Source organism: Streptomyces sp. NPDC002490, from assembly GCF_040296045.1.
Taxonomy (GTDB): Bacteria; Actinomycetota; Actinomycetes; order Streptomycetales; family Streptomycetaceae; genus Streptomyces.
In genome coordinates this window covers 63,801-87,909 of sequence record NZ_JBEOWM010000019.1, presented here as the reverse complement: position 1 = coordinate 87,909, position 24,109 = coordinate 63,801, and the positions used below count along the sequence as shown (strand labels likewise).

General features: G+C 72.2%; 19 protein-coding genes. 5 read left to right on the top strand and 14 right to left on the bottom strand.

The window, feature by feature from the left end; genetic code table 11:
* Positions 1-112 precede the first annotated feature (112 nt).
* Entirely contained in the window at positions 113-2,233 is a 2,121-nt protein-coding gene (locus tag ABT092_RS14795) for a DNA gyrase/topoisomerase IV subunit B (protein WP_351243661.1), read from the bottom strand.
* A 447-nt stretch (positions 2,234-2,680) separates the two neighbouring features.
* Here ABT092_RS14795 and ABT092_RS14790 point away from each other — a divergent pair, with 447 nt between their 5' ends.
* Positions 2,681-2,911 (top strand): DUF7455 domain-containing protein, encoded by a 231-nt coding sequence (locus ABT092_RS14790; RefSeq protein WP_351243659.1) that lies wholly within the window; start codon positions 2,681-2,683, stop codon positions 2,909-2,911.
* Between the two features lie 103 nt (positions 2,912-3,014).
* Here ABT092_RS14790 and ABT092_RS14785 read toward each other — a convergent pair whose 3' ends face one another.
* From ABT092_RS14785 to ABT092_RS14760, 6 genes are all read right to left on the bottom strand, one after another.
* On the bottom strand, positions 3,015-3,863 hold the full coding sequence (locus tag ABT092_RS14785; RefSeq protein WP_351243657.1) for a S1 family serine peptidase: 849 nt from the start codon (positions 3,861-3,863) through the stop codon (positions 3,015-3,017).
* A gap of 130 nt (positions 3,864-3,993) precedes the next feature.
* Positions 3,994-5,538: an RNA polymerase sigma factor gene (locus tag ABT092_RS14780; RefSeq protein WP_351243655.1), complete on the bottom strand. Its 1,545-nt coding sequence runs from the start codon at positions 5,536-5,538 to the stop codon at positions 3,994-3,996.
* A gap of 672 nt (positions 5,539-6,210) precedes the next feature.
* Positions 6,211-7,095: a FadR/GntR family transcriptional regulator gene (locus ABT092_RS14775; protein ID WP_351243653.1), complete on the bottom strand. Its 885-nt coding sequence runs from the start codon at positions 7,093-7,095 to the stop codon at positions 6,211-6,213.
* Positions 7,096-7,258: 163 nt separating this feature from the next.
* Positions 7,259-9,031, bottom strand: coding sequence for an ATP-binding cassette domain-containing protein (locus ABT092_RS14770; RefSeq protein ID WP_351243651.1), 1,773 nt, complete (start codon positions 9,029-9,031; stop codon positions 7,259-7,261).
* Positions 9,032-9,222: 191 nt separating this feature from the next.
* Positions 9,223-9,984 carry an NUDIX hydrolase gene (locus ABT092_RS14765; protein WP_351243649.1) on the bottom strand — a complete coding sequence of 254 codons (762 nt, stop codon included), beginning with the start codon at positions 9,982-9,984 and terminating at the stop codon, positions 9,223-9,225.
* 174 nt (positions 9,985-10,158) lie between these two features.
* A complete protein-coding gene (locus ABT092_RS14760; protein WP_351243647.1) occupies positions 10,159-11,664 on the bottom strand; it encodes a DUF4192 domain-containing protein in 1,506 nt (501 codons plus the stop codon).
* A gap of 133 nt (positions 11,665-11,797) precedes the next feature.
* Here ABT092_RS14760 and ABT092_RS14755 point away from each other — a divergent pair, with 133 nt between their 5' ends.
* Positions 11,798-13,978 (top strand): RecQ family ATP-dependent DNA helicase, encoded by a 2,181-nt coding sequence (locus tag ABT092_RS14755; protein WP_351243645.1) that lies wholly within the window; start codon positions 11,798-11,800, stop codon positions 13,976-13,978.
* A 342-nt stretch (positions 13,979-14,320) separates the two neighbouring features.
* Positions 14,321-14,962, top strand: coding sequence for a hypothetical protein (locus tag ABT092_RS14750; protein ID WP_351243643.1), 642 nt, complete (start codon positions 14,321-14,323; stop codon positions 14,960-14,962).
* Between the two features lie 141 nt (positions 14,963-15,103).
* On the opposite strand, the gene ABT092_RS14745 is transcribed toward ABT092_RS14750, so the two are convergent.
* From ABT092_RS14745 to ABT092_RS14725, 5 genes are all read right to left on the bottom strand, one after another.
* A complete protein-coding gene (locus ABT092_RS14745; protein WP_351243641.1) occupies positions 15,104-15,700 on the bottom strand; it encodes a hypothetical protein in 597 nt (198 codons plus the stop codon).
* Positions 15,701-15,768: 68 nt separating this feature from the next.
* On the bottom strand, positions 15,769-16,470 hold the full coding sequence (gene rnhB, locus ABT092_RS14740; protein ID WP_351243639.1) for a ribonuclease HII: 702 nt from the start codon (positions 16,468-16,470) through the stop codon (positions 15,769-15,771).
* A 123-nt stretch (positions 16,471-16,593) separates the two neighbouring features.
* The gene (locus ABT092_RS14735) at positions 16,594-17,511 is read right to left on the bottom strand and encodes an ADP-ribosylglycohydrolase family protein (protein ID WP_351243637.1); all 918 of its coding nucleotides are present in this window, start codon (positions 17,509-17,511) and stop codon (positions 16,594-16,596) included.
* Positions 17,512-17,523: 12 nt separating this feature from the next.
* The gene (locus tag ABT092_RS14730; RefSeq protein WP_351243635.1) at positions 17,524-18,183 is read right to left on the bottom strand and encodes a histidine phosphatase family protein; all 660 of its coding nucleotides are present in this window, start codon (positions 18,181-18,183) and stop codon (positions 17,524-17,526) included.
* A gap of 108 nt (positions 18,184-18,291) precedes the next feature.
* Entirely contained in the window at positions 18,292-18,897 is a 606-nt protein-coding gene (locus tag ABT092_RS14725; RefSeq protein ID WP_351243631.1) for a YdbC family protein, read from the bottom strand.
* Positions 18,898-19,143: 246 nt separating this feature from the next.
* On the opposite strand from ABT092_RS14725, the gene ABT092_RS14720 reads away from it, so the two are divergent.
* Positions 19,144-19,683 carry a TerD family protein gene (locus ABT092_RS14720; RefSeq protein WP_351243629.1) on the top strand — a complete coding sequence of 180 codons (540 nt, stop codon included), beginning with the start codon at positions 19,144-19,146 and terminating at the stop codon, positions 19,681-19,683.
* A gap of 86 nt (positions 19,684-19,769) precedes the next feature.
* A complete protein-coding gene (locus ABT092_RS14715; RefSeq protein WP_351243627.1) occupies positions 19,770-20,189 on the top strand; it encodes an HIT family protein in 420 nt (139 codons plus the stop codon).
* Between the two features lie 126 nt (positions 20,190-20,315).
* On the opposite strand, the gene ABT092_RS14710 is transcribed toward ABT092_RS14715, so the two are convergent.
* Positions 20,316-23,216: a vitamin B12-dependent ribonucleotide reductase gene (locus ABT092_RS14710; RefSeq protein WP_351243625.1), complete on the bottom strand. Its 2,901-nt coding sequence runs from the start codon at positions 23,214-23,216 to the stop codon at positions 20,316-20,318.
* A gap of 174 nt (positions 23,217-23,390) precedes the next feature.
* Positions 23,391-23,927, bottom strand: coding sequence for a transcriptional regulator NrdR (nrdR, locus tag ABT092_RS14705; protein ID WP_351243623.1), 537 nt, complete (start codon positions 23,925-23,927; stop codon positions 23,391-23,393).
* Positions 23,928-24,109: the final 182 nt, after the last annotated feature.

Below are 24,109 nucleotides of genomic sequence, written 5' to 3'. Positions count from 1 at the left end.
GGGCCCGGCGCACGCCGCGGGTGGCGGGCGCCCCGCCCCCCACCCCCCCCCCGCCCCCCGGCCCCCCCCCCCCGGGGGGGGCGGCGGGGGCCGGAGGCCGCTGCGGAAGGCGTCAGGCGTCGATGCGCGAACGGTCGAGGGTCGCCGCGGAACTGGTGATGAACTCCTTGCGGGGCGCCACCTCGTTGCCCATCAGCAGGTCGAACACCTGCTCGGCGGCGTCGAGGTCGGCGATGTTGATCCTGCGCAGGGTGCGGTACCGCGGGTCCATGGTGGTCTCGGCCAGTTGGTCGGCGTCCATCTCCCCGAGGCCCTTGTAGCGCTGGATGGCGTCCTTGTAGCGGACGTTCTTGCGCCGGAACTCCAGCAGCGTCTCGCGCAGTTCCCGGTCCGAGTACGTGTAGACGTACTTGTCCTGGCCCCGCTTGGGCTGGATCAGTTCGATCCGGTGCAGCGGCGGAACGGCCGCGAAGACCCGGCCCGCCTCCACCATGGGACGCATGTACCGCTGGAACAGCGTCAGCAGCAGGCACCGGATGTGGGCGCCGTCGACATCGGCGTCCACCAGCAGGATGATCTTGCCGTAGCGGGCCGCGTCCAGATCGAAGGTCCGTCCCGATCCCGCCCCTATGACCTGGATGATCGCACCGCACTCGGCGTTCTTCAGCATGTCCGAGACCGAGGACTTCTGAACGTTGAGGATCTTGCCGCGGATCGGCAGCAGGGCCTGGAACTCGGAGTTGCGGGCCAGCTTCGCCGTGCCGAGCGCGGAGTCCCCCTCCACGATGAACAGCTCGCTGCGCTCCACGTCGTCGCTGCGGCAGTCCGCGAGCTTGGCCGGCAGCGAGGACGATTCCAGGGCGGTCTTCCGGCGCTGCGCGTCCTTGTGCTGGCGCGCCGCGATGCGGGTGCGGGCGGCGGCGACGACCTTGTCCATGACCGCCCGGGCCTGCGCCTTGGCGTCCCGCTTGGTGGCGGTCAGGAAGGCCTTGAGTTCCTTGGCGACCACGGCGGCGACGATGCGGTTGGCCGCGGAGGTGCCGAGCACCTCCTTGGTCTGCCCCTCGAACTGGGGCTCGGCCAGCCGGACCGTGACGACCGCCGTGAGGCCCTCCAGGGCGTCGTCCTTGACCACGTCGTCCTCGGCGACCCGGAGCAGCTTCTGGGCGCGCAGGACCTCGTTCACGGTCTTGGTCACGGAGCGTTCGAAGCCGGTGACGTGGGTGCCGCCCTTGGGGGTGGCGATGATGTTCACGAACGACCGCACCGTGGTGTCGTAACCGGTGCCCCAGCGCAACGCCACGTCCACGCCCAGTTCCCGGGTGACCTCGGTGGGCACCATCTGCCCCCGGTCGTCGAGGACGGGCACGGTCTCCTTGAAGGTGCCCTGGCCGGAGAAGCGCAGGACGTCGCAGACGGCCTTGTCGGTGGCCAGGTACTCGCAGAACTCGCTGATGCCGCCGTCGAAGCGGAAGGACTCCTCGCCCTTGCTGCCGCCCTCGCCCAGGCCGTACTCGTCCCGGACCACGATCGTGAGCCCGGGCACCAGGAACGCCGTCTGCCGCGCGCGCTGGTGGAGCGTCTCCAGGTTGAGCTTGGCGTCCTTGAGGAAGATCTGCCGGTCGGCCCAGTACCGCACCCGGGTGCCGGTGCGCGTCTTGGGGACGCGCTTGCCCTTGCGCAGGCCACTCGCGGCGTCGAAGGACGCCTCCGGGCCGGCGCCGGCGAAGGCTCCGGGCACCCCTCGCCGGAAGCTGATCGCGTGGGTGTTCCCGCCGAGGTCGACCTCCACGTCCAGCCGCGCGGACAGGGCGTTGACCACCGAGGCGCCGACCCCGTGCAGACCGCCGGAGGCGGCGTAGGCGCCGCCGCCGAACTTGCCGCCCGCGTGGAGCTTGGTCAACACGACCTCGACGCCGGACAGGCCCGTCTTGGGCTCGATGTCGACCGGGATGCCCCGACCGTTGTCCCGCACCTCGACCGAGCCGTCGTCGTGCAGGACGACGTCGATGTGGTCGCAGTACCCGCCGAGGGCCTCGTCGACCGAGTTGTCGATGATCTCCCAGAGGCAGTGCATCAGGCCGCGGCTGTCCGTCGACCCGATGTACATGCCGGGCCGCTTGCGCACCGCCTCCAGGCCCTCCAGGACGAGCAGGTGCCGCGCGGTGTAGTTGGAACCGTCGTCTGTCGCGGTCAGCAGCGCAGTGGACGGCACGGACGTCTCGGCGGTCACGCGGTTCGCTCCTCGCTGAATTTCAGATGGGGCCCGTGGGGGTGGGCCCCGGCTTCGGTAGCCGCTCAGAGGGTACCGAGCCCTGGTGGAGCCGTGTGTCACGCCACCCGCACACGCCATCAGCCTAGTCCACGATCGCACTCCCGTTCGATTCCCCGATGGGGTGAAGCACACATCACGTTCCCTTCCAGGCATGAACCATTTAGGCTCCGGGCACGTCCTCATGAACAACCGGCAACAGCCGGCGAGGACCGAACCGGACAACAGCGCGAACCCGTACGACACGAAGACACGCAATACGGCACATTCGCCGCCACCCGGCAGCAGACAGCCGCCCCGGAGGGATCGGAAAGATTTTTTCGGGGAGAAGCCGCGAGCGGGAACGTTTTCGGCCTGGTTGGATGTTGACCCTGGTACGACAGCTCGTCGAGCTAGAGAAGAGGCGACGTGACTACTGTTCTGACCCCCGCGAGCCCGCTGACGGCCGCTGACCGCTGCGATCGTTGCGGCGCCCAGGCTTATCTCCGCGTGGTCCTGTTGAGCGGCGGTGAACTGCTCTTCTGCGCCCACCACGGTCGTAAGTTCGAGCCGGAACTCAAGAAGATCGCCGCTGAGATACAGGACGAGACGGAGCGTTTGAACGCCGTCCCGGCCTCGGCCGAGGCCGAGGAACGCTGACACTTCGCATCCACGACGAGCCAGCACCGGCCCCGGCCGGCGAACCGGGCGGTCCCCGCACGACGGGGCCCGCCCGTTCTCCTTGGCCCGGGCCCGGGCGGGCTCAGTCGTCCGCGGAGTCCTCGGGAGCCGCGGGCTCCGGCCCCGTCACCACCGCCGACAGCCGGGTGTAGACGCCCGGACTGCCGGCACGACCGCACCCGCTCCCCCACGACACCAGTCCGATCACCTTCCCCCGCGCCACCAGCGGCCCGCCGCTGTCGCCCTGGCAGGCGTCCCGCCCGCCGTGCGGCGCCCCGGCGCAGAGCATCGTTTCGGCCAGGTACCGGCCTTCGGGTCCGCCCGGGTAGGCCCGTCCGCAGACCTCGTCCGCCAGCACCTGAACCTGGCCGGAACGCAGCGCGAAGGCGTAGTCGCCCCGCCCCGTGGCATCGCCCCAGCCGTAGACGGCGGCGGTGGTGCCCGGCGCGTACGCCTGGTCACCGGGTCCGGCGACCTCGATGGCGTACCCCTGCGGCAGGGGCTCCACGAGCGTCAGCACGCCCACGTCCCAGGCGTTCGTCGTCCGGTCGTGGCGGGCGCTCACCCGGACGTCCCGCACCCGCACCTCCACGCCCTCCGTGCCGCGGAGGTCACTGCGGCCCGCGATCACGGAGAGGTCTGCCGGTCCCGGTGCGGTGCCCAGCGCCTCCGGCCCCAGGCAGTGGGCGGCGGTCAGCACCGTCGTCGGCCCCACCGCGACCCCGCCGCAGAACTGCCCGGCCCGGGTACCCCCGAACCGGTCACGGCTGGACAGGGCGACCACCCACGGGTTGTCCGCCGCGGCGACCGGATGTCCCCCGACGACGAAGCCGTCCGCGGACGCCTCCTCAGGGCCCGCCGGGGCCAGTACGGCGGCGAAGGCCGCCAGGAACAGGGCACCGGACAGGGTGCGGGCACGGAGACGGGGCATGCGCTCTCCTCACTCGGGGTGTGCGGTGACCCACCCAGCGTCGGCCGGCCGGAGTCGTCCCGCACCCGCACGCCGCAGGCCCGGCCCCCGTCGGGGGCCGGGCCTGCGGACCGTGGCCGGGACCGGCCGATCAGTCGAGGTAGTCGCGCAGGACCTGGGAGCGCGAGGGGTGGCGCAGCTTCGACATGGTCTTCGACTCGATCTGGCGGATGCGCTCGCGGGTGACCCCGTAGACCTTACCGATCTCGTCCAGGGTCTTCGGCTGACCGTCGGTGAGGCCGAAGCGCATGGAGACGACGCCCGCCTCCCGTTCCGACAGGGTGTCGAGCACCGAGTGCAGCTGCTCCTGGAGGAGGGTGAAGCTGACGGCGTCGGCCGGGACGACGGCCTCGGAGTCCTCGATCAGGTCGCCGAACTCGCTGTCGCCGTCCTCACCGAGCGGGGTGTGCAGCGAGATGGGCTCGCGGCCGTACTTCTGGACCTCGATGACCTTCTCCGGGGTCATGTCGAGTTCCTTGGCCAGCTCCTCCGGGGTGGGCTCGCGGCCCAGGTCCTGGAGCATCTGCCGCTGCACGCGCGCCAGCTTGTTGATGACCTCGACCATGTGCACCGGGATGCGGATGGTGCGGGCCTGATCGGCCATGGCGCGGGTGATCGCCTGACGGATCCACCAGGTGGCGTACGTGGAGAACTTGTAGCCCTTGGTGTAGTCGAACTTCTCGACGGCGCGGATCAGACCGAGGTTGCCCTCCTGGATCAGGTCCAGGAAGAGCATGCCGCGGCCGGTGTAGCGCTTGGCCAGCGAGACCACGAGGCGGAGGTTGGCCTCCAGCAGGTGGTTCTTGGCGCGACGGCCGTCCTCGGCGATGATCTCCAGCTCGCGCTTGAGCTTGGGGGCCAGCTTGTCGGCGTTGGCCAGCTTGTCCTCGGCGAAGAGCCCGGCCTCGATGCGCTTGGCCAGCTCCACCTCCTGCTCCGCGTTGAGGAGGGGGACCTTGCCGATCTGCTTCAGGTAGTCCTTGACCGGGTCGGCGGTGGCACCGGCCGCGGCGACCTGCTGGGCCGGTGCGTCGTCCTCGTCCTCGTCGGACAGGACGAAGCCCTGGCTGCCGTCCTCGGCGGGCTCGTCACCGGGCTTGCCGGGAACGCCCGTCGTCTCCTCGGACGTCTCGTCGTCGAGGATCTCGTCGGCGTCCTTCTTGGTGGTCGCCCGCTTGGCCGTGGTCTTCTTGGCGGCGGTCTTCTTCGCGACCGCCTTCTTGGCCGTGGTCTTCTTGGCCGCCGCCTTCTTGGCGGGGGCGGCCTCCGCCTCGGACCCGTCGGCGGCCGCGGCGCCGGTGGCCGACGAGGGAGCGGCCTTCTTGGTGGTGACCGTCTTGGCGGCGACGGTGCGGGTCGCGGTCCGCTTGGCCGGACTCTTCGCTGCGACGCTCTTTCGGGTGCGCTTGGGCTCCGCGGCACTGACCATCAGCGTCACACCCTCTTCCTCGAGGATCTGATTGAGGCTGCGCAGTACGTTCTTCCACTGAGTGGCCGGAATCTGGTCAGCTTCGAAGGCCCGACGCACGTCATCGCCGGCGATCTGCCCCTCAGCCTTTCCCCGCTCGATGAGCGCCATGACAGAGACGGACTCGGCGATCTCCGGCGGGAGCGTACGGGATGTGCTGGCCGACACGAACAACCTCTCGGAACGTTGGAAAACGGCTTCCGGCCCCGTCCACGACGGACGGGTGCCGACGACCGCCGACTGGGGATGGGTCGACGACGCGCGGGCTCGGGTCCAGGAGATCGCAGCGCCGGCTACGGCTGCCGCACGTCCTCCTCGACTGTCACCTCTTAGGTCATCGCACAGTCCCCAGGAGCGTTACGGTCAATCTGCGTGGCCCGAGTCACACCTCGTACTTACCCAAAGCCTGCTAGACCCGACCAGAATCGGTCAGGGGTATGCGACCGGCCACTCCAACCCGATCTCACATGGCCGCACTCGATCAAGCTGCGGATCTGGCAGAACGAGCGCCCCGGGTGGGACCGGGGCGCTCCGGAAGCACTCCGGGTGGCGGTTCGCGCCGGAGCGGAATCCCCGCCCCGTTGCGCGACGGGAAGACGGTGCGCCCCCACCCGCCCTGGGTCGGGCGCCGGCGCGGAGACCGGCCCGGCGCGCCGGGGGTTCCCGGACGGCACGGGCCGGGCGAGCCTCCTGGGGCTCCACGAGGAGGCACCGAACCCCGTTCGCGCACGAGGGAACGGTTCCCCGCCGGGCCCCGGACGGGCGGCCCGGCACGGCCGGCGCAGCCCCGTTCGCAACGTCCTCCCGGGGCCGGGCGCCTCCGACGGGTGACGGTCGGGCTCAGTGCTCCCGCGGGGCCGGCACGACGTGCTCCACCTCGGGGTGGGCGGTCAGCAACTGACGCATCGCGGCCTCGGCCGCGGCGCCGTCCCCCTGGGCGAGCGCGTCGACGATGCGGGCGTGGTGGACCAGGGCCCCCTCGTGCGGTCGGTCACAGCCGGTGACCGGCCCGCCGGACACCTGGAGGGCCGCCGAGACGATCCCCGACAGGTGTTCCAGCATCCGGTTGCCCGCGGCCTGGATCAGCAGGCCGTGGAACTCGGCGTCCGCGCGGGCGAGGGTGACCGTGTCCCCCTGGCCGAGCGCGTGGCCCATGATCTCGACCATGTCGGTGAGCCGCTGCTGCACGTCTTCACGGCCGTGGCCGGCGGCGAGACGGGCCGCCAGGGGGTCGATGGTCCACCGCAGCTCGTTCAGTTCGCGGCGCTGGTCATCCCGCTGGGGCCCGAAGGCGCGCCACTCGATGATGTCGGGGTCCAGCAGGTTCCAGTCGCTGACCGGCCGCACCCGGGTCCCGACGTTGGGGCGGGCGCTGACCAGTCCCTTGGCCTCCAGCACGCGCAGGGACTCCCGGACCACGGTGCGGGAGACCTCGAAGCGCTGCCCGATCTCCTCGGGCACGAGCGGACGGTCGGCACCGAGATCACCGGAAACGATCATCTGGCCGAGCTGTTGGACGAGTTGGCCGTGCAGACCGCGGCCGCGGCTGCCCGCCGCTCGCCTGCCGACCCGACCCAGTTCCTGGTCGGAACCGTCCCAGACGGGAGTTCCGCGATCCGGGACGGAGGTCTCGGGGTAGGGGTAACGGTCGAGTCCGCCCGACCCGGACAGGCCGGACTCCGTGGCGCGGGCGGTGGTCATCATGGTGTGCGCAAGGGTACTCACGGATCCTTTGTCGGCCTTGCCCCCGGACGCCTTGAGGTCTTTGGTGAAAAGCACACGAAAGGGTGATCGCTCGCCCCTTCGCAATTGACGCCTTATCGGAAAGAAGTGAACGTCCCCTGGGAAGTCCTGCACACCCGGCGATCGATTGGGCCGGACCAGTGCGTCAACGCACTCTGCTGCGGCCCACGATGAGGAGGTACGCGCCCAGCAACGCGGTGAGCGAGAGGGCCAGGGCGCCCCCGACCGGTTGGGCGATCACCCGGAACGCCGCCGCGAGGTAGCGCTCCGCCCCGAAGGGCCACATCGTGAACTCGTGCAGTCGCGCCGGCAGTCCCGCGACGGAGCGCACCGAAGGCCCCGACAGCACCCTCTGCACCAGGGGGACCACCAGCACCGGCACGGCCAGAACGGCCGCCAGTCCCGCGGCCGTCGATCTGAACAGGCCCGCCGCGAGGACACCGGCCCAGGCGCAGCCGGTGACCAGCCCCAGCCAACTCGCCGCGAGCGTCGCCCACCGCTCGGGGAGTCCGCCGACGTCCGGCCCGTAGAGGAGGTGCAGGAGTGCCGCATCGCCGACCGCGGTGACCACGGCGAGGACGAGGGCGGTGACCGCCGCGACGACCATCTTGGCGCCGAGCAGTCCGAGTCGGCGGGGCACGGTGCCGCGGTGCGCCGCGAGCGCCGGGTGGCGGTACTCGTCCCCGAAGGCGAGCGCGCCGAGCAGGCCCGCGGCCAGGGCCGCCGGCGGTAGGGGGAGTTGCTCGGGCCAGCCGGCCAGCAGTCTCGGCTGCGGTGTGTGGCCGATCCCGCCCAGGACGACGGCGAGCACCGCCGAGGCGAGGAGCGCCGCCGCGCAGGTGCGGTATCCGGTGGCGATGCCGGTGGCGCGGCGCAGTTCGTAGCGGATCGGATGGAGCGGCGGTCGAGGGGGGCCGGCCGTGAAGGCCGGGGGCGAGGCGTCCTCCGGTTCACCGGTGTTCCCGGTGGCGGTCGGCGTCGGGGGCGGCTCGGCGGCTGGCGGACCGACCGGCTCCGCCGCCGGGCCGAGCGGGTCGGGGGTCCCTGCGTCCGCGGTCTCGTCGGCGAGTTGGTGCAGGAGGATGCCGTGCCGGTAGGCGGCTTCGCCGACCTCCGGGCAGTTGCTTCCGTACACGGCCAGGCGGTTGCCGTCCTCGGCCCGCACCTCGACCGGCCGTCGGGCGGCCCTGGCCTCCTTGGTGATGAGCTGGGCCAGCCGCAGGGCCTGCGGGCTGCGCACGACGACGCGGGGGCGCAGCCGGGTACGCGCGAAGTCGGCCGTTTCCTGGTCGGCGATGACCCGTCCGGCGTCGAGCGTGACCACGCGGTCGGCGTGGCGGGCGGCCTCCTTGGCGTCATCCGTGGTGAACAGGACCGTGCCGCCACAGGAGGCGTGTGACCGCAACAGGCCGTGCAACCAACGGCGTTCGGGAAGGGAGAGGCCGTTCGACGGGGCGTCGAGCACCAGGGTGTGCGGATCGGCGAGCAGCGCGCAGGCGAGGGCGAGGCGGCGGTCCGTGTCGCGCGAGAGGCGGCCGAGTCGTTCGTCGCCCAAGCGGTCCAGGCCCATGGCCTCCAGGACGTCGTCGGCGCGCCGGGTGCTGGCTCCGGCAGCGGCGCACAGCATCCTCAGGTGGCCCCGCACCGATCGGGCGGGGTGACCGGGGACATCACCCAGGACCACTCCCACCTCGCGCGCGGGATCGGGGATGCGGTGCAGGGGGCGGCCGCGGAAGTGGCCGACTCCGCGGCCCGGCTGGAGTTCGAGGAGCAGGCGGAGCACCGTGGACGTGCCGGCTCCGGGCTCTCCGAGCAACGCGGTGATCCGACCGGTCGGCGCCTCGAAGGAGACGTTGTCGACAGTCGACGTCCGCTCGCCGTCGTGTGGTGTGCTGGTCAGTCCGATGGCCTGGATCATCGCTTCTCCCGGGGGAGGACGACCGCTCGGCGGCCCGCGGGGCGCGCGCCCGACGGCGGGGCGGACGAACGTGTTGGGTACCCGAGCAAGATAGCGCGACGAACAAGACTTTTCGGTCATTGTGGAGTGCGGGAGTCGACGGGGCCGGACTTTCCGTGGTGCCGCCGTGCCGACCGCGTCCCGGTTGTGCGTCAGACCTCCGGCCTCAGCATGGGCGGGTTCAGGAGGGTGGCGCCCCCGGCGCGGAACAGTTGCGCCGGCCGCCCGCCCTGGCGCGTGGTCGTGCCGCCGGCGGGGACGAGGAACCCGGGCGTCCCGGTCACCTTGCGGTGGAAGTTGCGCGGGTCCAGGGCGACGCCCCAGACGGCCTCGTAGACCCTGCGCAGTTCCCCCACCGTGAACTCGGGCGAGCAGAAGGCGGTGGCGAGTGAGGAGTACTCGATCTTCGAGCGGGCCCGCTCCACCCCGTCGGCCAGGATACGGGCGTGGTCGAAGGCCAGGGGGGCCGGCCGCTCGTCCCCCCGGCCGGGACCGCTCTGCGCGAGCAGTTCCTCGACCGGTGCCCACCGGGCGTTGCTGGCGTCCCCTCCCGCCCGGGGTGCGGGCAGATCCGGGGCGAGGGCGAGATGGGCGACGCTCACCACCCTCATGCGGGGGTCCCGCTCGGGGTCGCCGTAGGTGGCGAGTTGTTCGAGGTGCGCGCCGTGCGGCCGGGTGGGGTCGGACGGGTCGTGGACGGACAGCCCGGTCTCCTCCGCCAGTTCGCGGGCTGCAGCGGCCGACAGGTCCTCGTCGGCCCGCACGAAGCCGCCGGGGAGCGCCCAGCGCCCCTGGAACGGGGACTCTCCCCGTCGCACCGCCAACGCGCACAGCGCGTGGCGTCGCACGGTCAGCACCACCAGGTCGACGGTGACGGCGAAGGGCGGGAAGGCTGACGGGTCGTAGGGGGGCATGTCCGTGATCATAGTCGTCTCCCTGACGATAAACACTCCCTTCCACGGTCCTGACAGATCCCTTTCGCCCCGCCGCCGCCTCCGGGGCGGCCCCTTCCGGGTTCCGGAAGGGGTGCGGCGGCAGGGCTCCGCACCCGGGCCCGGTGGCCCCTGCGCCGGCCGGCCGCCCCCCGCTCATTCGCTCCGGTCGTCCCCCGGCCCGGCGGCGCGGTCCGGGCCGGTGCGGGGCACCGGACGGGGGCGGGCGGTCGGGCGGGGGCGGGACTTCGGGCGGGCGGGGGGACCGCTGGGCAGCGGGCCGCGCGCTCCCCCGGACGCCCGCTGACGCGCCTTGGCGCGGCGGAGCGCCGCCCCGGTCCGTGCGGACCTCGGAAGGGCCGGGGCGGTGGCTCCCGGGCGGGGGCCGTGCGCCGCTTCGGCCGGGCCGGCGGTACGGCTGCGGCTTCCCTCCCGGCGAATGCACTCCCGGACCGTCTCGGGGCTCAGACCGTCGTTGCACGCCTTGTGCAGCAGCCGGGCGAAGAGGTAGTCCGGGTCGGCGGCCAGGGACATCGCCAGCGCCTCGCGCGCCTCCAGGTCGTCCCCGGTGGACCAGGCGACCCAGCCGGCGAGCGCCAGCGGCGCCGCCGCGTGGTGCGCGTACGGGCCGACGCACCGCCGGGCGAGCGTGCGCCAGAGCCTGAGTGCGCCGAGCGCCTCGGGCCCTTCCATCCACTCGGCCGCGCGGTCCCGGGTGCCGCGGTCCTGGAGGCCGATGAGGAGGGCGGCCGCGTCCTCGTGACCGAGCAGGGCGTCATCGGCGCGGTCCGCGGCCGCCGGATCGGGGGCGACGGGCGCGGCGCACAACCGGCTGACCGCGCCGCGGGCCCGTGCGAGGGTGGCCTCGGACACCTCGGGGCGACCGGTGCGGTCGCCGCCCGGAGGCATCAGCGCGGCGCGCGCCAGGTCGAGGGCCGCTTCCTGGGCCCGGGCCGCACCGCCCTGCCAGGGGGCGAACCGCGCGCGCAGGTCCTTCAGCGTCCCCCGCACCCGGATGCCGGCGTAGGCCGCCGCCGCGGCCAGCACGGAGGAGCCGGGCAGCCCCATCGGGAGGCCCTCCGGCGGGCAGCAGCGGTCGTCCGGGCAGCAGAAGGACCAGAAGGACCCCCCGGACAGGCACAGCGCCTCCACCACGGGAACCCCGAGGGTCCCGCACGCCCGGCGCAGGGCTCCGGCGAGCGGACGGAGCTCCTCCACGACCTGACGGCCCGCCCCGTCCCGGGCCGGTTCCCGGCAGACGAAGGCGATGACCGCGTCGGCACGGCAGCCCCGCAGTCGTGATCCGATCACCAGGGACCGGGCGAGCTCGTCCGCCGCGGCCTGCCAGTCCGCGGGGTGGGAGGGAATGCCGACGCGCACCCGTCCGCCGAAGCGGCTGTGCCCCTGCTGCCGGTGCAGGGCCAACAGGACGACGATGTCCTCGGGGCGGAAGCCGAGGATGTACGGGAGCGCGTCGGCCAGCTCCGCGGCGGAGCGCAGCTTGATGGGGTCTCCGAAGTCGGGGCAGTCGATGAGTCGGGCCGCGGGACCCGGACTCCGGGCGAGGTGCGCGGAGCCGTGGGCGGGGTGGTCGCCGGCCGCGGAGCCGTGGTCCTCGCGTCCGCGCTCGCCGGGCCCGGGGGTGTCGTCGTGGTTGGTCATGGATCGACGATCCCCCGGAATGAAATGTTCCGGTTCTTCCTGTGGATAACCCATGTCAGGGACACGCTGGAAGTTTTCCACAGGAAGGAGGGCTCGGTCGCGCGATGTCGGCCCCATCGGGTTGCATGGGGGCATGAGCGACGAAGACCTCCGCACGGCCGCCGACACCGTCCTCGCCCGATTGGTCGGCGCCCCCACCGCCCGACTGCGGGAGGACCAGTGGCGCGCGATCGAAGCCCTGGTCGCCGAACGGCGCCGGGCGCTCGTGGTGCAGCGCACCGGCTGGGGCAAGTCCGCGGTGTACTTCGTCGCGACCGCCCTGCTGCGCGAGCGGGGCAGCGGCCCCACCGTGATCGTCTCCCCGCTCCTGGCCCTCATGCGCAACCAGGTGGAGGCCGCCGCCCGTGCGGGCATCCACGCCCGCACGATCAACTCCGCGAACCCGGAGGAGTGGGAGACCGTCCGCGCCGAGATCGCGGCGGGCGCCGTGGACGTCCTGCTGGTCAGCCCCGAACGCCTCAACAACCCCGACTTCAGGGACAACGTGCTTCCCCAACTGACAGTGGCCACTGGCCTGTTGGTGGTGGACGAAGCCCACTGCATCTCGGACTGGGGACACGACTTCCGGCCCGACTACCGACGGCTGCGGACGATGCTCGCCGAGCTCCCGCCCGGTGTCCCGGTGCTCGCCACCACCGCGACGGCGAACGCCCGCGTCACCGCGGACGTCGCCGAGCAGCTCGGCACGGGCAACACCCCGCCCGACGACGGGTCGGACACCGGGAGCGCCCTGGTCCTGCGCGGGCCGCTGGACCGGTCCAGCCTCAGCCTCGGCGTCCTGACCCTGCCGGACGCCGCCCACCGCCTGGGCTGGCTCTCCGAGCACCTCGACGCCCTGCCGGGCTCGGGCATCGTCTACGCCCTCACGGTGGCCGCGGCCGAGGAGGTGACCGCCCACCTGCGCCAGCAGGGGCACACCGTGGCGTCCTACACCGGGAAGACCGAGAACGCGGACCGCCAGCAGGCGGAGGAGGACCTGTTGGCCAACCGCGTCAAGGCGCTGGTCGCCACCTCGGCCCTGGGCATGGGCTTCGACAAGCCGGACCTCGGCTTCGTGGTCCACCTCGGCTCCCCCGCCTCCCCGATCGCCTACTACCAGCAGGTGGGCCGGGCCGGCCGGGGCGTGGAGCACGCGGAGGTGCTGCTGCTGCCGGGCCGCGAGGACGAGGCGATCTGGCAGTACTTCGCCTCCCTGGCGTTCCCTCCGGAGCAGCAGGTGCGCAGAACCCTGGAGGTGCTCGCGGAGGCCGACCGCCCGCTGTCGCTGCCCGCCCTGGAGCCCCTGGTGGACCTGCGGCGCAACCGGTTGGAGACCATGCTGAAGGTCCTGGACGTCGATGGTGCGGTACGGCGGGTCAAGGGCGGCTGGACCTCCACCGGCCGCCCCTGGGCGTACGACGCCGAACGCTACGCCTGGGTGAACCGGCAGCGCTCCGCCGAGCAGGAGGCCATGCGGGAGTACGCCCGGACCACCGGGTGCCGCATGGAGTTCCTGCGCCGCCAACTGGACGACGAGACGGCGGCCCCCTGCGGCCGCTGCGACAACTGCGCCGGAGCCCGGTTCGAGGTCGAGGTCTCCGGCTCCGCGCTGGAGTCCGCGCGCGGCGAGTTGCAACGCCCCGGGGCGGAGGTGGAGCCCCGACGCATGTGGCCGACCGGGCTCGCGGCCGTGGGCATCGGCCTCAAGGGGCGCATCCCCGCCGGGGAACTCGCGTCGACCGGCCGGGCGCTCGGACGCCTCTCGGACATCGGCTGGGGCAACCGGCTGCGCCCGATGCTGACCCCGCACGCCCCCGACGGTCCGGTCCCGGACGACGTCGCGGGGGCCGTGGTGGACGTGCTCGCCGACTGGGCCCGAGGACCGGGCGGTTGGGCGTCGGGCACCCCGGACGCGGTGGCCCGGCCGGTCGGCGTGGTCACGGTGCCCTCGCTCGGCAGACCGCAGTTGATCGGCTCGCTGGCGCACCGGATCTCGGAGGTGGGGCGCATCCCGTTGCTCGGTTCCCTCGTCTACGCCCCGGGGCACGAGACCACCCACGTCCCGCGGAGCAACAGCGCCCAGCGGCTGAAGGCGCTCGACGGCGCGCTGACCGTCCCCTCGGAACTGGCGCTCGCGGTGAAGCGCGCCGAGGGGCCGGTGCTCCTGGTGGACGACCGGACGGAGACCGGGTGGACACTGGCAGTGGCGGCACGCCTGCTCCGCAGGGCCGGCGCGACCGAGGTGTTGCCCCTGGTGCTCGCCGTGCCCGGGTGAACCTCCGCTCCGGATGGGGCGGATGGGTCGGCGGCCGGAGTCCCCACGGCGCACGCGGGCGCGCCCGGCCGGCTCATCCGGCTTCGGCGGGGCGGAAGCGGGGTACGAAACCAAGATGGTGGAGGGTGACCGCGATTCCCCACATCTCGGCCCAGGGATATACGTAACGAAGAGCATCAAATCGGTCGACGGTCTCAATTGCTCGTTGCCGCAATCCCGTACGCCGGGAAGAATCGGTCTTGCTCCCCTGCGGCTCGCCGTCTCCCGAGAGGGTCACGCCGTGGTGCGCTCCCCCACGTCCGTTTTCGCCCCGAATGTGGGCGCGTAGCCGAAGGGAGGGCCGTGACCTTCGGATTTGCTCCGTCCAAGGCTGCATCGTTGTCTGCGTCCTCGACGCGTGAGGACCTGTCGACCGATGCAGCCAACCAACTGGCCCGGATGTTGGAACCCGCTGAATGGGCAGCGGCCGGGATACCCCTGCTACGGAACCCACGCGAAGTCGTCAGCGGGCTGCACGCCCGCCACCGACCGACGCCCGCCACCGCGGTCGTCGCCGTCCTCGATCCCGACGAGCGCCTCAGAGCGAGCGCTTCGTTCACCCGTCGTGCCGTCACGCCCGACGGGTGGGTGTTCCGCAACGCCCTGCTGGCCCAACTCCGCCGGGTGATCCCGCACGACCTCCGGCGCCGCGCCCCGGTCCGCACCGCGGTCCTGCTCTACTGCCGGGACGGGGACGCGCGCTGGACGCGGGAGGACGGGGCCTGGATGTGGGGGCTCCGTGACGCGTGCACCCTGCACGGGCTGCGCTGCGGCGCCTACATCACCCTGACCCGTGACGGATGGCAGGTGCTCGGCGAGGGACGCGGTGGCCGCAGGCCCAGCTCGCTCTCGTCCTCCCAGGACTTCGCCGCGGATCTGACGCCCCTGCCACCGCGCGCGGGTGGGGCCGCTTCCGACCTGATGCGGCGCGCGGCGGCACGCTGAGTCACCACCGACCGGACGGCAGGGCACCGGGACGCACCACGCGACCCGGGGCCCCGGCCGGCCGGCACGGGTGCTGCGGCTGCTCAACCCGCCCGCGGGGGGTGGTCCGGAAGGTTCCGGACCACCCCCCGCGGCGTGTGGTCAAACCCCCGCGCCCAGCATCTCGTTGACGCGCTGCGGGTCACCGCAGACGATCAACAAGCTGCCCGCCTTGGCCCGGGCGAGCGACAGGCCGGCAGAAACGTCTCCGCCGTTGACCGCGGCGACCACCACGGGCCGGGCCTCAGCCCGGTCCAGGGCCAGCGCATCGGCGTAGAAGACGTCGTCCCGGGCGTCGTGCTGCGCCCAGTAGCCCTCCTCGCCGAACGACAGCTCGTGGGCGGCCCAGGGGTGCTGCTCCCCGGTGGTGACCACGAGGATCTCCTCGGGGGACCGACCGGAGTCCAACAACAGGTCGACGGCCTCCTCCGCAGCGTCCAACGCGCCCTCGGCCGAAGCCGGGATCAACTGGAGCTGCGGAGTGCCGGCGGCCGGCGGCGCGACGGCTCCGGCGCTGGACGGCCCGCGCGGCGTGCGCTGCGCGGGAGGCGTGGGCCGGGGCGGACCCGGGCGCGGTGGCACCGCGGAACGCGGACCGGGTACGGGGCGGGGGGTCGGCGCGGACTGGCCACTGGCCGGGGTTGCGCGGGGACCCTGGGCACTCTCGTGAATCTGAGGCTCCTCGGGAATGAGAGGCATGAGCTGACATCTATCAAACGCCGGTGCGACTGGCCCCGGCGGGTGGCACATCAGTGCGGGCGAACGCGTCAGAAGTCGAAGCCGAGCTGGCCCTCGATCCCCGGAGCGCTCTCGTCCGCCCAGCTGCGGGCCTTCTTGAGGTGGCGCCACCGGGGCAGCCCGTCAAGATAGGCCCACGTCAGGCGGTGGTACGGGGTCGGCCCCCGCTCCGCCAGCGCGGCCCGGTGCACCGGTGAGGGGTAACCGGCGTTGGCCGCGAAGTCGAAGTCTGCATGCTCGAAGCCCAGTTCGGCCATCATTTTGTCGCGCCGGACCTTGGCGATCACGGAGGCGGCGGCCACCGCGACGCAGGACCTGTCCCCCTTGATCACGGTCCGTACGCGCCAGGGGGTGCCCAGGTAGTCGTGCTTCCCGTCGAGGATGACCGCGTCGGGGCGCACCGGAAGGCCCTCCAGAGCCCGTACGGCGGCGAGCCGCAGGGCGGCCGTCATGCCCAGGGCGTCGATCTCCTCGTGCGAGGCGTGCCCCAGGGCGTGTGCGGTCACCCACCCCTCCAGTTCCGCGGCGAGCGAGGTGCGCCGCTTGGGGGTGAGCAGCTTGGAGTCCGTCAGCCCTTCCGGAGGCCGTCGCAGTCCGGTGACCGCGGCGCAGACGGTGACGGGGCCCGCCCAGGCGCCACGACCCACCTCGTCGACGCCAGCGATGACTTTCGCCCCCGTGGTGGCGCGCAGCGAGCGCTCAACGGTGTGGGTAGGTGCTTCGTATGGCATGGCACCTGCCAGCCTACGCCGCCGTACGGGCCGGCCGACACCCGGTCCCGGTCACCGGCGCACCGGGCGCCTCCCGGCACGCGTCCCTCACCCATGTCACCCCGGTCGAGCGGGGCTTGGTGCCTAGCGCCGGGCGGGCAGCCATCCGGGCAGGGGCTCGGTGCGCTCCAGCCAGGCGCCGGGCGGCGATCCGTTCGACGCGTCCGCCGCCACGATCCCGCCGACGATCGCACAGGTGGTGTCGACGTCCCCGCCGACCTGCACGGTCTCCCAGAAGGCCCGGGCGAAGTCTCCGAGTCCCCGGGCCGCCGCCCAGAGGGCGAAGGGAACGGTGTCGTGGGCGCTGGTGCGCCGTCCGCACCCGAGCACCGCGGCGACCGTGCCGGCGTCCTCGTAGTCGAGCATGTCCCGGGCCCGCCTCACGCCCGCGTCGACGGCGCTGCGCGGCAACAGGGCGATGACCCCGTCGAGCAGGGCCTCGGCGGTCGGCGGACCGGCGGGGTCGGCCACCAGTGCCGCCGCCGCGGCCACGGCCATCGCCCCCGCCACGGCCTCGCGGTGCTGGTGGGTCGGGTACGCGGAGACCTCCGCCTGGTGCGCGGCCTGCTCCGGGTCGCCCGCGTACCAGGCGCCGAGCGGGGCGATGCGCATCGCCGCGCCGTTGCCCCAGGAGCCCTGGCCGTCGAAGAGGGCGGAGGCCAGTGCCCGCCAGTCGCCGCCCTCGCGCACGAGCCTGAGGAGCCGGTTCACGGCGGGCCCGTAGCCGCGGTCGAAGTCGTGCCGCGCGGCGAAGGAGGCCGCCAGCGCGTCCTGGTCGACACGACCGTGGGCGGTCAGCACGGCGACCACCGAGCAGGCCATCTCGGTGTCGTCGGTCCACTGCCACGGCCCTTCGGGCAGCTCCTGACGGCCCAGGAGGGGGCGGTGCGCCGGCACGAAGAACTGGGAGCCGAGCGCGTCTCCCACGGAGAGGCCGCTCAGGCTGGCGAGGGCCCGCTCCCGGCGGGCGTCGGACGGAGAAACGGCGGGGTCAGCAGTCATGGGCCCGCCACTCTAGCCGGTGATCCCGTACGGCTCCGGTTCGCGCCAGCGCCCGAAAGGCCGGTCCAAGACGTACTTGCCGTCCGCGCCGAGCTCCAGGACCCGCACCTCGCCGTTGCCCGGGTTGGACAGGGACTCGAATTCGGCCACGCTCCAGTGGAACCACCGCATGCAGAACAGCCGCATGGTCAGGCCGTGGGTGACCAGGAGGACGTTGGGCGGGTGGTCGGACTCCTCGAAGCTGCGGAAGAGGCTCTCCAGGAAGGCCCCCACCCGGTCGTACACGTCGGCGCCGGACTCCCCCTGGGCGAAGCGGTAGAAGAAGTGCCCGTAGGCGTCCCGGTACGCCTTCTGGAGCAGTACGTCCTCCCGGTCCTGCCAGTTCCCCCAGTCCTGTTCGCGCAGCCGGGGTTCCTCCCTGATCCGGACCAGGCCGGGGTCGAGCCGGAAGGCGCGGAGCGTCTGGTGGGTGCGCCGGTAGGGGGACACGTACACGCTGACGCGCTCGCCGCCGAACAGCTCCCGCAGGTGCCTGCCGGTCTCCTCGGCCTGGTGACGGCCGGCACCGGTCAGCGGGAGCGCGTGGTCGGGCTCCCGCTCGTAGACGGTGTCGTCCGCGTTGCCCTTCGACTCCCCGTGCCGGACGAGAACGATGCGCCGTGGTCGTGCCATGGGGGAACCCTAGATCGGGTTCGACGTTCGAGCGATCGCCGGATCACCGCGCGGCGGGTCGCCGCGGGCCGCGGAACGCGGCCCCGCCCGCCCGTACGGACGCCCCCCTCACACGGTCCAGGCGTCCTCCATGTCCACGACGTCCCCGCTCAGCGCGGCGATGTCGGCCTCGGTCTGCGCCCGCAGGGACAGCCGTTCGATGCGTTCGGTGCGGTACTTCCCGTGCTCGGCGTCGACCTTCCACATGGAGAGGATCAGGAACTCGTCCCCCGGGGCCTCGCCGAAGAGTCCGCGCACCATGCCGGGCGAGCCGGCCATGGCCGGGTTCCACACCTTCTCCTGCATCAGCGCGAAGTGCTCGGCGCGCTCGGGGTGCACCCGGCAGTGGGCGACCCGCAGCAGGTCGCTGTCGGTGAACCGGGGCTCGAAGCCCGTCTTCACGTCGAACCGGTAGTCGAACAGCTTCACCTGGGCGCGGGCGAAGGTACCGGCTTGGGAGGCGGCCAGGCGGTCGTGGGAGCGCGCCATGAACGAGTCGTAGAAGGCCCGGCTCTCCCAGAACGCGAAGACATGGGCGACACCGGGCCGGGTGCGGCTCCAGCCGCCGCCCTGCGCCCGGAACCCCGGCTCACCGAGGAGTCCCGCCCACTTCCGCTGTCCTCGTTCGAAGCCTCGACGGTCGACGACGGTGCAGCGAATCCACTTGACCAGCACCGCGCCATGGTAAGGCCACGGAGCGTTCCAGTGACTACGCTCCGGCGCAGTGCGCCCCCTGCAAGCCCCCGAAGAACGGGGGTGCGCGGGCCCGTGCACCGCCGTACGCCCGGGCGTGCGGACGGGACGGGCGGCCGTTCCCCGCCACCGCCCGGTGTCCGACCGGACACGGTCAGTGGCCCGTGGCACCATGGAGGACAACACGCACACGACGCCGGGAAGTTGGCTCGACCCGAGGGGGAACTGGTGAGTGGTGGTCTCAACAAGGGACTCACGAAAGTCGAAGTGGGCGTCCAATGGGACATGGCTCCCAAGGGGGCGGCGGCGCACGACCTGGACATCGTCGCCGCGACGTACACCGAGGAGGCCCTCGACGCGGCCCCCGCGTACCTGGTGCACTTCGGCAGCAGGTCGCCGGACGGCACGATCACGCTGAACCGCGACAGCCGCACCGGCCAGGGCTTCGGCTACGACGAGGTCATGGTGCTGGAGTTGGACCGGCTGGCCCCGCGGTACGCCCGGGTGGTCGTCGGGATCGCCATCCAACAGCCCGCGCAGGAGCTGACGTTCCGCGACATCTCGGGAGCGGGGGTCCGCATCCGCAGCGGCCCGCTGGACCTGGCCCGGCACGACTTCGCCGACGTGCTGGACCACAACTCCACGACGATCGCGGAGTTCACCCGGGACGGCGCCGGCACCTGGCAGTACCGCCGGGTGATCCGCGGCTACGACGCGGACCCCGCGGCCTTCGCCCGGCAGATGGGGCGGACGGGGCCGGTCTCCTGAGTCCGGGGTCCCCGCACGACCCCCCGGCGGCGGCCGACTGGCGCGCGGACCGGATCGGCAGCGCCCTCAGGGGCGAGAACCCCACCGTGCTGCGCCGGCTGGAGGCGGGGTTCGCGGTGATCGGGGACGTCCAGTTCCTGCCGGGGTACTCGGTGCTGTTGGTCGACGAGCCGGGAGTGCGCCAACTGTCGGACCTTCCGAGGTCCCGGCGGCTGTCCTTCCTCTCCGACCTGGACCGTCTCGGCGAGGCGGTCGAACGCGCCTGCCGCCGGCTGGACCCCGCCTTCAGACGTGTGAACCTGGAGATCCTCGGCAACACCGACGACTTCCTGCACGCCCATGTGTGGCCCCGGTTCCACTGGGAACCCCCCGAGTCGCTGCGCAGACCGGTGTGGCTGTACCCGCGCGAGCGGTGGAGCGACGAGCGGTTCGCCCTGGGACCGCGGCACGCTGCCCTGCGTCGGGCCATCGGGGCCGCACTGGACGGATCGTCCACCGTGCGGTGAGCGGGACCCCGCCGCGCCGGTCCGGGGACGGGACGGGGGCGCCGACCACTCGGTGGTCGGCGCCCCCTCCCCGCGCCCGCTCAGTGCCCTCGGCGCTCACCCGCGCGTCGGGCGACGGGCCACCGGTCAGCTGCAACCGCTGGTGGAACCGCAGCCCTCGCAGATGTAGCAGGACCCGGCGCGCTGCATCTTCGTCCCGCAGGAGAAGCACAGCGGGGCGTCGGCCTGGATGCCGAGCTGCATCTCCACCAGTTCGGCGCTGGTGTGCGCCTGCCGGGGAGCGGCCTCCGCAGCGGGAGCCTCCGCCTTCGGGGTGGCCACCGCCCGCAGCGTCTCGGTCTGCCGGGGGGCCGACTGGGCCAGGCCCTCCACGTCGACCTCGTCGTCGGCCGGCTCGTAGGAACCGGTCTCCAGGTGGCGCTGGCGTTCCTCGGCGGAGTGGATGCCGAGCGCGGAGCGGGTCTCGAAGGGCAGGAAGTCGAGCGCCAGGCGACGGAAGATGTAGTCGACGATCGACTGCGCCATCCGCACGTCCGGGTCGTCGGTCATGCCCGCCGGCTCGAAGCGCATGTTGGTGAACTTCGAGACGTACGTCTCCAGGGGCACCCCGTACTGGAGGCCGACCGAGACGGCGATGGAGAACGCGTCCATCATGCCCGCGAGGGTCGAGCCCTGCTTGGACATCTTCAGGAAGACCTCGCCGAGACCGTCGTCCGGGTAGGAGTTGGCGGTCATGTAACCCTCGGCGCCGCCGACCGTGAAGGAGGTGGTGATGCCGGGGCGTCCCTTGGGCAGCCGCTTGCGCACCGGACGGTACTCGACGACCTTCTCCACCGCGGCGCGGATGGTCTCCTCGGCCTTCCCAGCGACCTCCGCCTTGGCCTCGTCGTCCTTCTTCTTCGCCGAGAGCGGCTGGCCGACCTTGCAGTTGTCGCGGTAGATCGCGAGGGCCTTGACGCCCATCTTCCACGCCTCGAAGTAGATCTCCTCGACCTCTTCGACGGTGGCCGTCTCCGGCATGTTCACGGTCTTGGAGAGCGCGCCGGAGATCCACGGCTGGATGGCGGCCATCATGCGCACGTGGCCCATGGCGGAGATGGAGCGCTCGCCCATCGCGCAGTCGAAGACCTCGTAGTGCTCGGTCTTGAGGCCGGGTGCGTCCACCACGTTGCCGTGCTCGGCGATGTGGGCGACGACCGCCTCGATCTGCTCCTCCTGGTAGCCCAGGCGGCGCAGGGCCTGCGGGACGGTGCCGTTGACGATCTGCATCGAGCCGCCGCCGACCAGCTTCTTGAACTTGACCAGCGCCAGGTCCGGCTCCAGGCCGGTGGTGTCGCAGGACATGGCCAGGCCGATGGTGCCGGTGGGGGCGATCACGGACGCCTGGGCGTTGCGGAAGCCGTTCTTCTCGCCGAGCCGGAGCACGTCCTGCCACGCCTCGGTGGCGGCGGCCCAGATCGGGGTGTCGAGGTCGTCCGTGCGCACGGCGACGGCGTTGGCGTCGGCGTGCTGCTTCATGACCCGCAGGTGCGGCTGGGCGTTGCGGGCGTAGCCGTCGTACGCGCCCACCACGGCCGCCAGCTCCGCGGAGCGACGGTAGGAGGTGCCGGTCATCAGGGAGGTGATCGCACCGGCGAGGGCCCGGCCGCCGTCGGAGTCGTAGGCGTGGCCGGTGGCCATCAGCAGGGCGCCGAGGTTGGCGTAGCCGATGCCGAGCTGGCGGAAGGCGCGGGTGTTCTCGCCGATCTTCTGGGTCGGGAAGTCCGCGAACGAGATGGAGATGTCCATCGCGGTGATGACCAGCTCGACGACCTTGGAGAAGCGCTCCGCGTCGAAGGACTGCTTGCCCTTGCCGTCGTCCTTCAGGAACTTCATCAGGTTCAGGGAGGCGAGGTTGCAGGACGTGTTGTCCAGGTGCATGTACTCGCTGCACGGGTTCGAGCCGTTGATCCGGCCCGACTCGGGACAGGTGTGCCAGTGGTTGATGGTGTCGTCGTACTGGATGCCGGGGTCGGCGCACGCCCAGGCCGCCTCGGCCATCTTGCGGAAGAGCGCCTTGGCGTCGACCTCCTCGATGACCTCGCCGGTCATCCGGGCCCGCAGACCGAACTTCTCGCCGTTCTCCACGGCGCGCATGAACGTGTCGTTGACCCGGACCGAGTTGTTGGCGTTCTGGTACTGGACGGACGTGATGTCGTCGCCGCCCAGGTCCATGTCGAAGCCCGCGTCCCGCAGGGCGCGGATCTTCTCCTCCTCCTTGACCTTGGTCTCGATGAAGTCCTCGATGTCGGGGTGGTCGACGTCCAGGATGACCATCTTGGCGGCCCGGCGGGTGGCGCCGCCCGACTTGATCGTCCCGGCGGAGGCGTCGGCGCCGCGCATGAAGGAGACCGGGCCGGAGGCGTTGCCTCCGGAGGACAGCAGTTCCTTGGAGGAACGGATGCGGGAGAGGTTGAGGCCGGCCCCGGAGCCGCCCTTGAAGATCATCCCCTCTTCCTTGTACCAGTCGAGGATCGACTCCATGGAGTCGTCGACGGAGAGGATGAAGCAGGCGGAGACCTGCTGCGGCTGGGGCGTGCCGACGTTGAACCACACCGGGGAGTTGAAGCTGAAGACCTGGTGCAGGAGGGCGTGGGCCAGCTCGTGCTCGAAGATCTCGGCGTCGGCGGGCGAGGCGAAATACTTGTAGTCCTCACCGGCCTTCCGGTAGGTCTTCACGATCCGGTCGATCAGCTGCCTGAGCCCGGTCTCGCGCTGCGGGGTGCCGACCGCGCCGCGGAAGTACTTGCTGGTGACGATGTTGACCGCGTTCACCGACCAGAAGTCGGGGAACTCGACGCCGCGCTGCTCGAAGTTGATCGAGCCGTCGCGCCAGTTGGTCATCACGACATCACGGCGTTCCCAGACCACCTCGTCGTACGGGTGCACGCCCGGAGTGGTGTGGACACGTTCCATGCGCAGCCCCTTGGTGGCCTTCGCCCCCTTGGCACGGGAACTCCGTGCCGGACCGCTCGCCGTCTCTGTCATGCCGCCTCCCTGTATCGGGCCATAACGCCCTGAAGTGCCGTGTTCTTCCCACGACACGGTGTGCTGTTGCGCGCTGCGGGCACCCTGACCGTCGCCCCCAGCGAAATTAGGTGGTCGCCCTCGTCGACCTGTCGGGACCGGGTGGCCCCACCCGGTCCGACCGCGGGCCGGCCGCTAGCCGCCGGCCGGCGCGGGGGCCACCGGGCCCCGCAGCGCCTCGCAGCCGACGACCTCGGCGTCCGGGCCGTCGGCCCCGGACGCGCTCCCGGGCTGCTCCCGCAGCTCCGCGATGGCCGCTTCGAAGTCCTCCAGCGAATCGAACGCCCGGTACACGGAGGCGAACCGCAAGTAGGCGACCAGGTCCAGTTCCCGCAACGGGCCGAGTATGGCGAGCCCCACGTCGTGCGTGGTCAACTCGGCGCTACCGGTGGCCCGCACGGCCTCCTCGACCCGCTGGCCGAGTTGGGCGAGGGCGTCCTCGGTGACGGGACGCCCCTGGCACGCCTTGCGGACGCCGTTGATGACCTTCGTGCGGCTGAAGGGTTCGGTCACGCCACTGCGCTTGACCACCATCAGCGAGCAGGTCTCCACGGTCGTGAAACGACGGGAGCAATCCGGACACTGACGGCGCCTGCGGATCGACGTGCCGTCGTCGGTGGTACGACTGTCCACGACACGGCTGTCGGGGTGCCTGCAGAAGGGGCAGTGCATGTGGTTCCAGCCTCCTTCAGGGCACGTCTCCATGACTTCCGTACGGCACGCGCCGTCTGGAAGCAGCCCCCAGCATAGGCGATGACCGAAGCGGGTCGGACCGCGGGACCACAACTTCTGGGCTGCGACCGCAATCCAACCACTAGATCTGGGGTTTGGCCGCAATTCACCGCCCGTGCGTG

Coding starts and splice junctions, on each gene's coding strand:
- ABT092_RS14755 (WP_351243645.1), top strand. CDS start 11,798: ATGAGCGACGAAGACCTCCGCACGGCCGCCGACACCGTCCTCGCCCGA.
- ABT092_RS14710 (WP_351243625.1), bottom strand. CDS start 23,216: ATGACAGAGACGGCGAGCGGTCCGGCACGGAGTTCCCGTGCCAAGGGG.
- ABT092_RS14760 (WP_351243647.1), bottom strand. CDS start 11,664: ATGACCAACCACGACGACACCCCCGGGCCCGGCGAGCGCGGACGCGAG.
- nrdR (WP_351243623.1), bottom strand. CDS start 23,927: ATGCACTGCCCCTTCTGCAGGCACCCCGACAGCCGTGTCGTGGACAGT.
- ABT092_RS14770 (WP_351243651.1), bottom strand. CDS start 9,031: ATGATCCAGGCCATCGGACTGACCAGCACACCACACGACGGCGAGCGG.
- ABT092_RS14765 (WP_351243649.1), bottom strand. CDS start 9,984: ATGCCCCCCTACGACCCGTCAGCCTTCCCGCCCTTCGCCGTCACCGTC.
- ABT092_RS14730 (WP_351243635.1), bottom strand. CDS start 18,183: ATGGCACGACCACGGCGCATCGTTCTCGTCCGGCACGGGGAGTCGAAG.
- ABT092_RS14745 (WP_351243641.1), bottom strand. CDS start 15,700: ATGCCTCTCATTCCCGAGGAGCCTCAGATTCACGAGAGTGCCCAGGGT.
- rnhB (WP_351243639.1), bottom strand. CDS start 16,470: ATGCCATACGAAGCACCTACCCACACCGTTGAGCGCTCGCTGCGCGCC.
- ABT092_RS14785 (WP_351243657.1), bottom strand. CDS start 3,863: ATGCCCCGTCTCCGTGCCCGCACCCTGTCCGGTGCCCTGTTCCTGGCG.
- ABT092_RS14735 (WP_351243637.1), bottom strand. CDS start 17,511: ATGACTGCTGACCCCGCCGTTTCTCCGTCCGACGCCCGCCGGGAGCGG.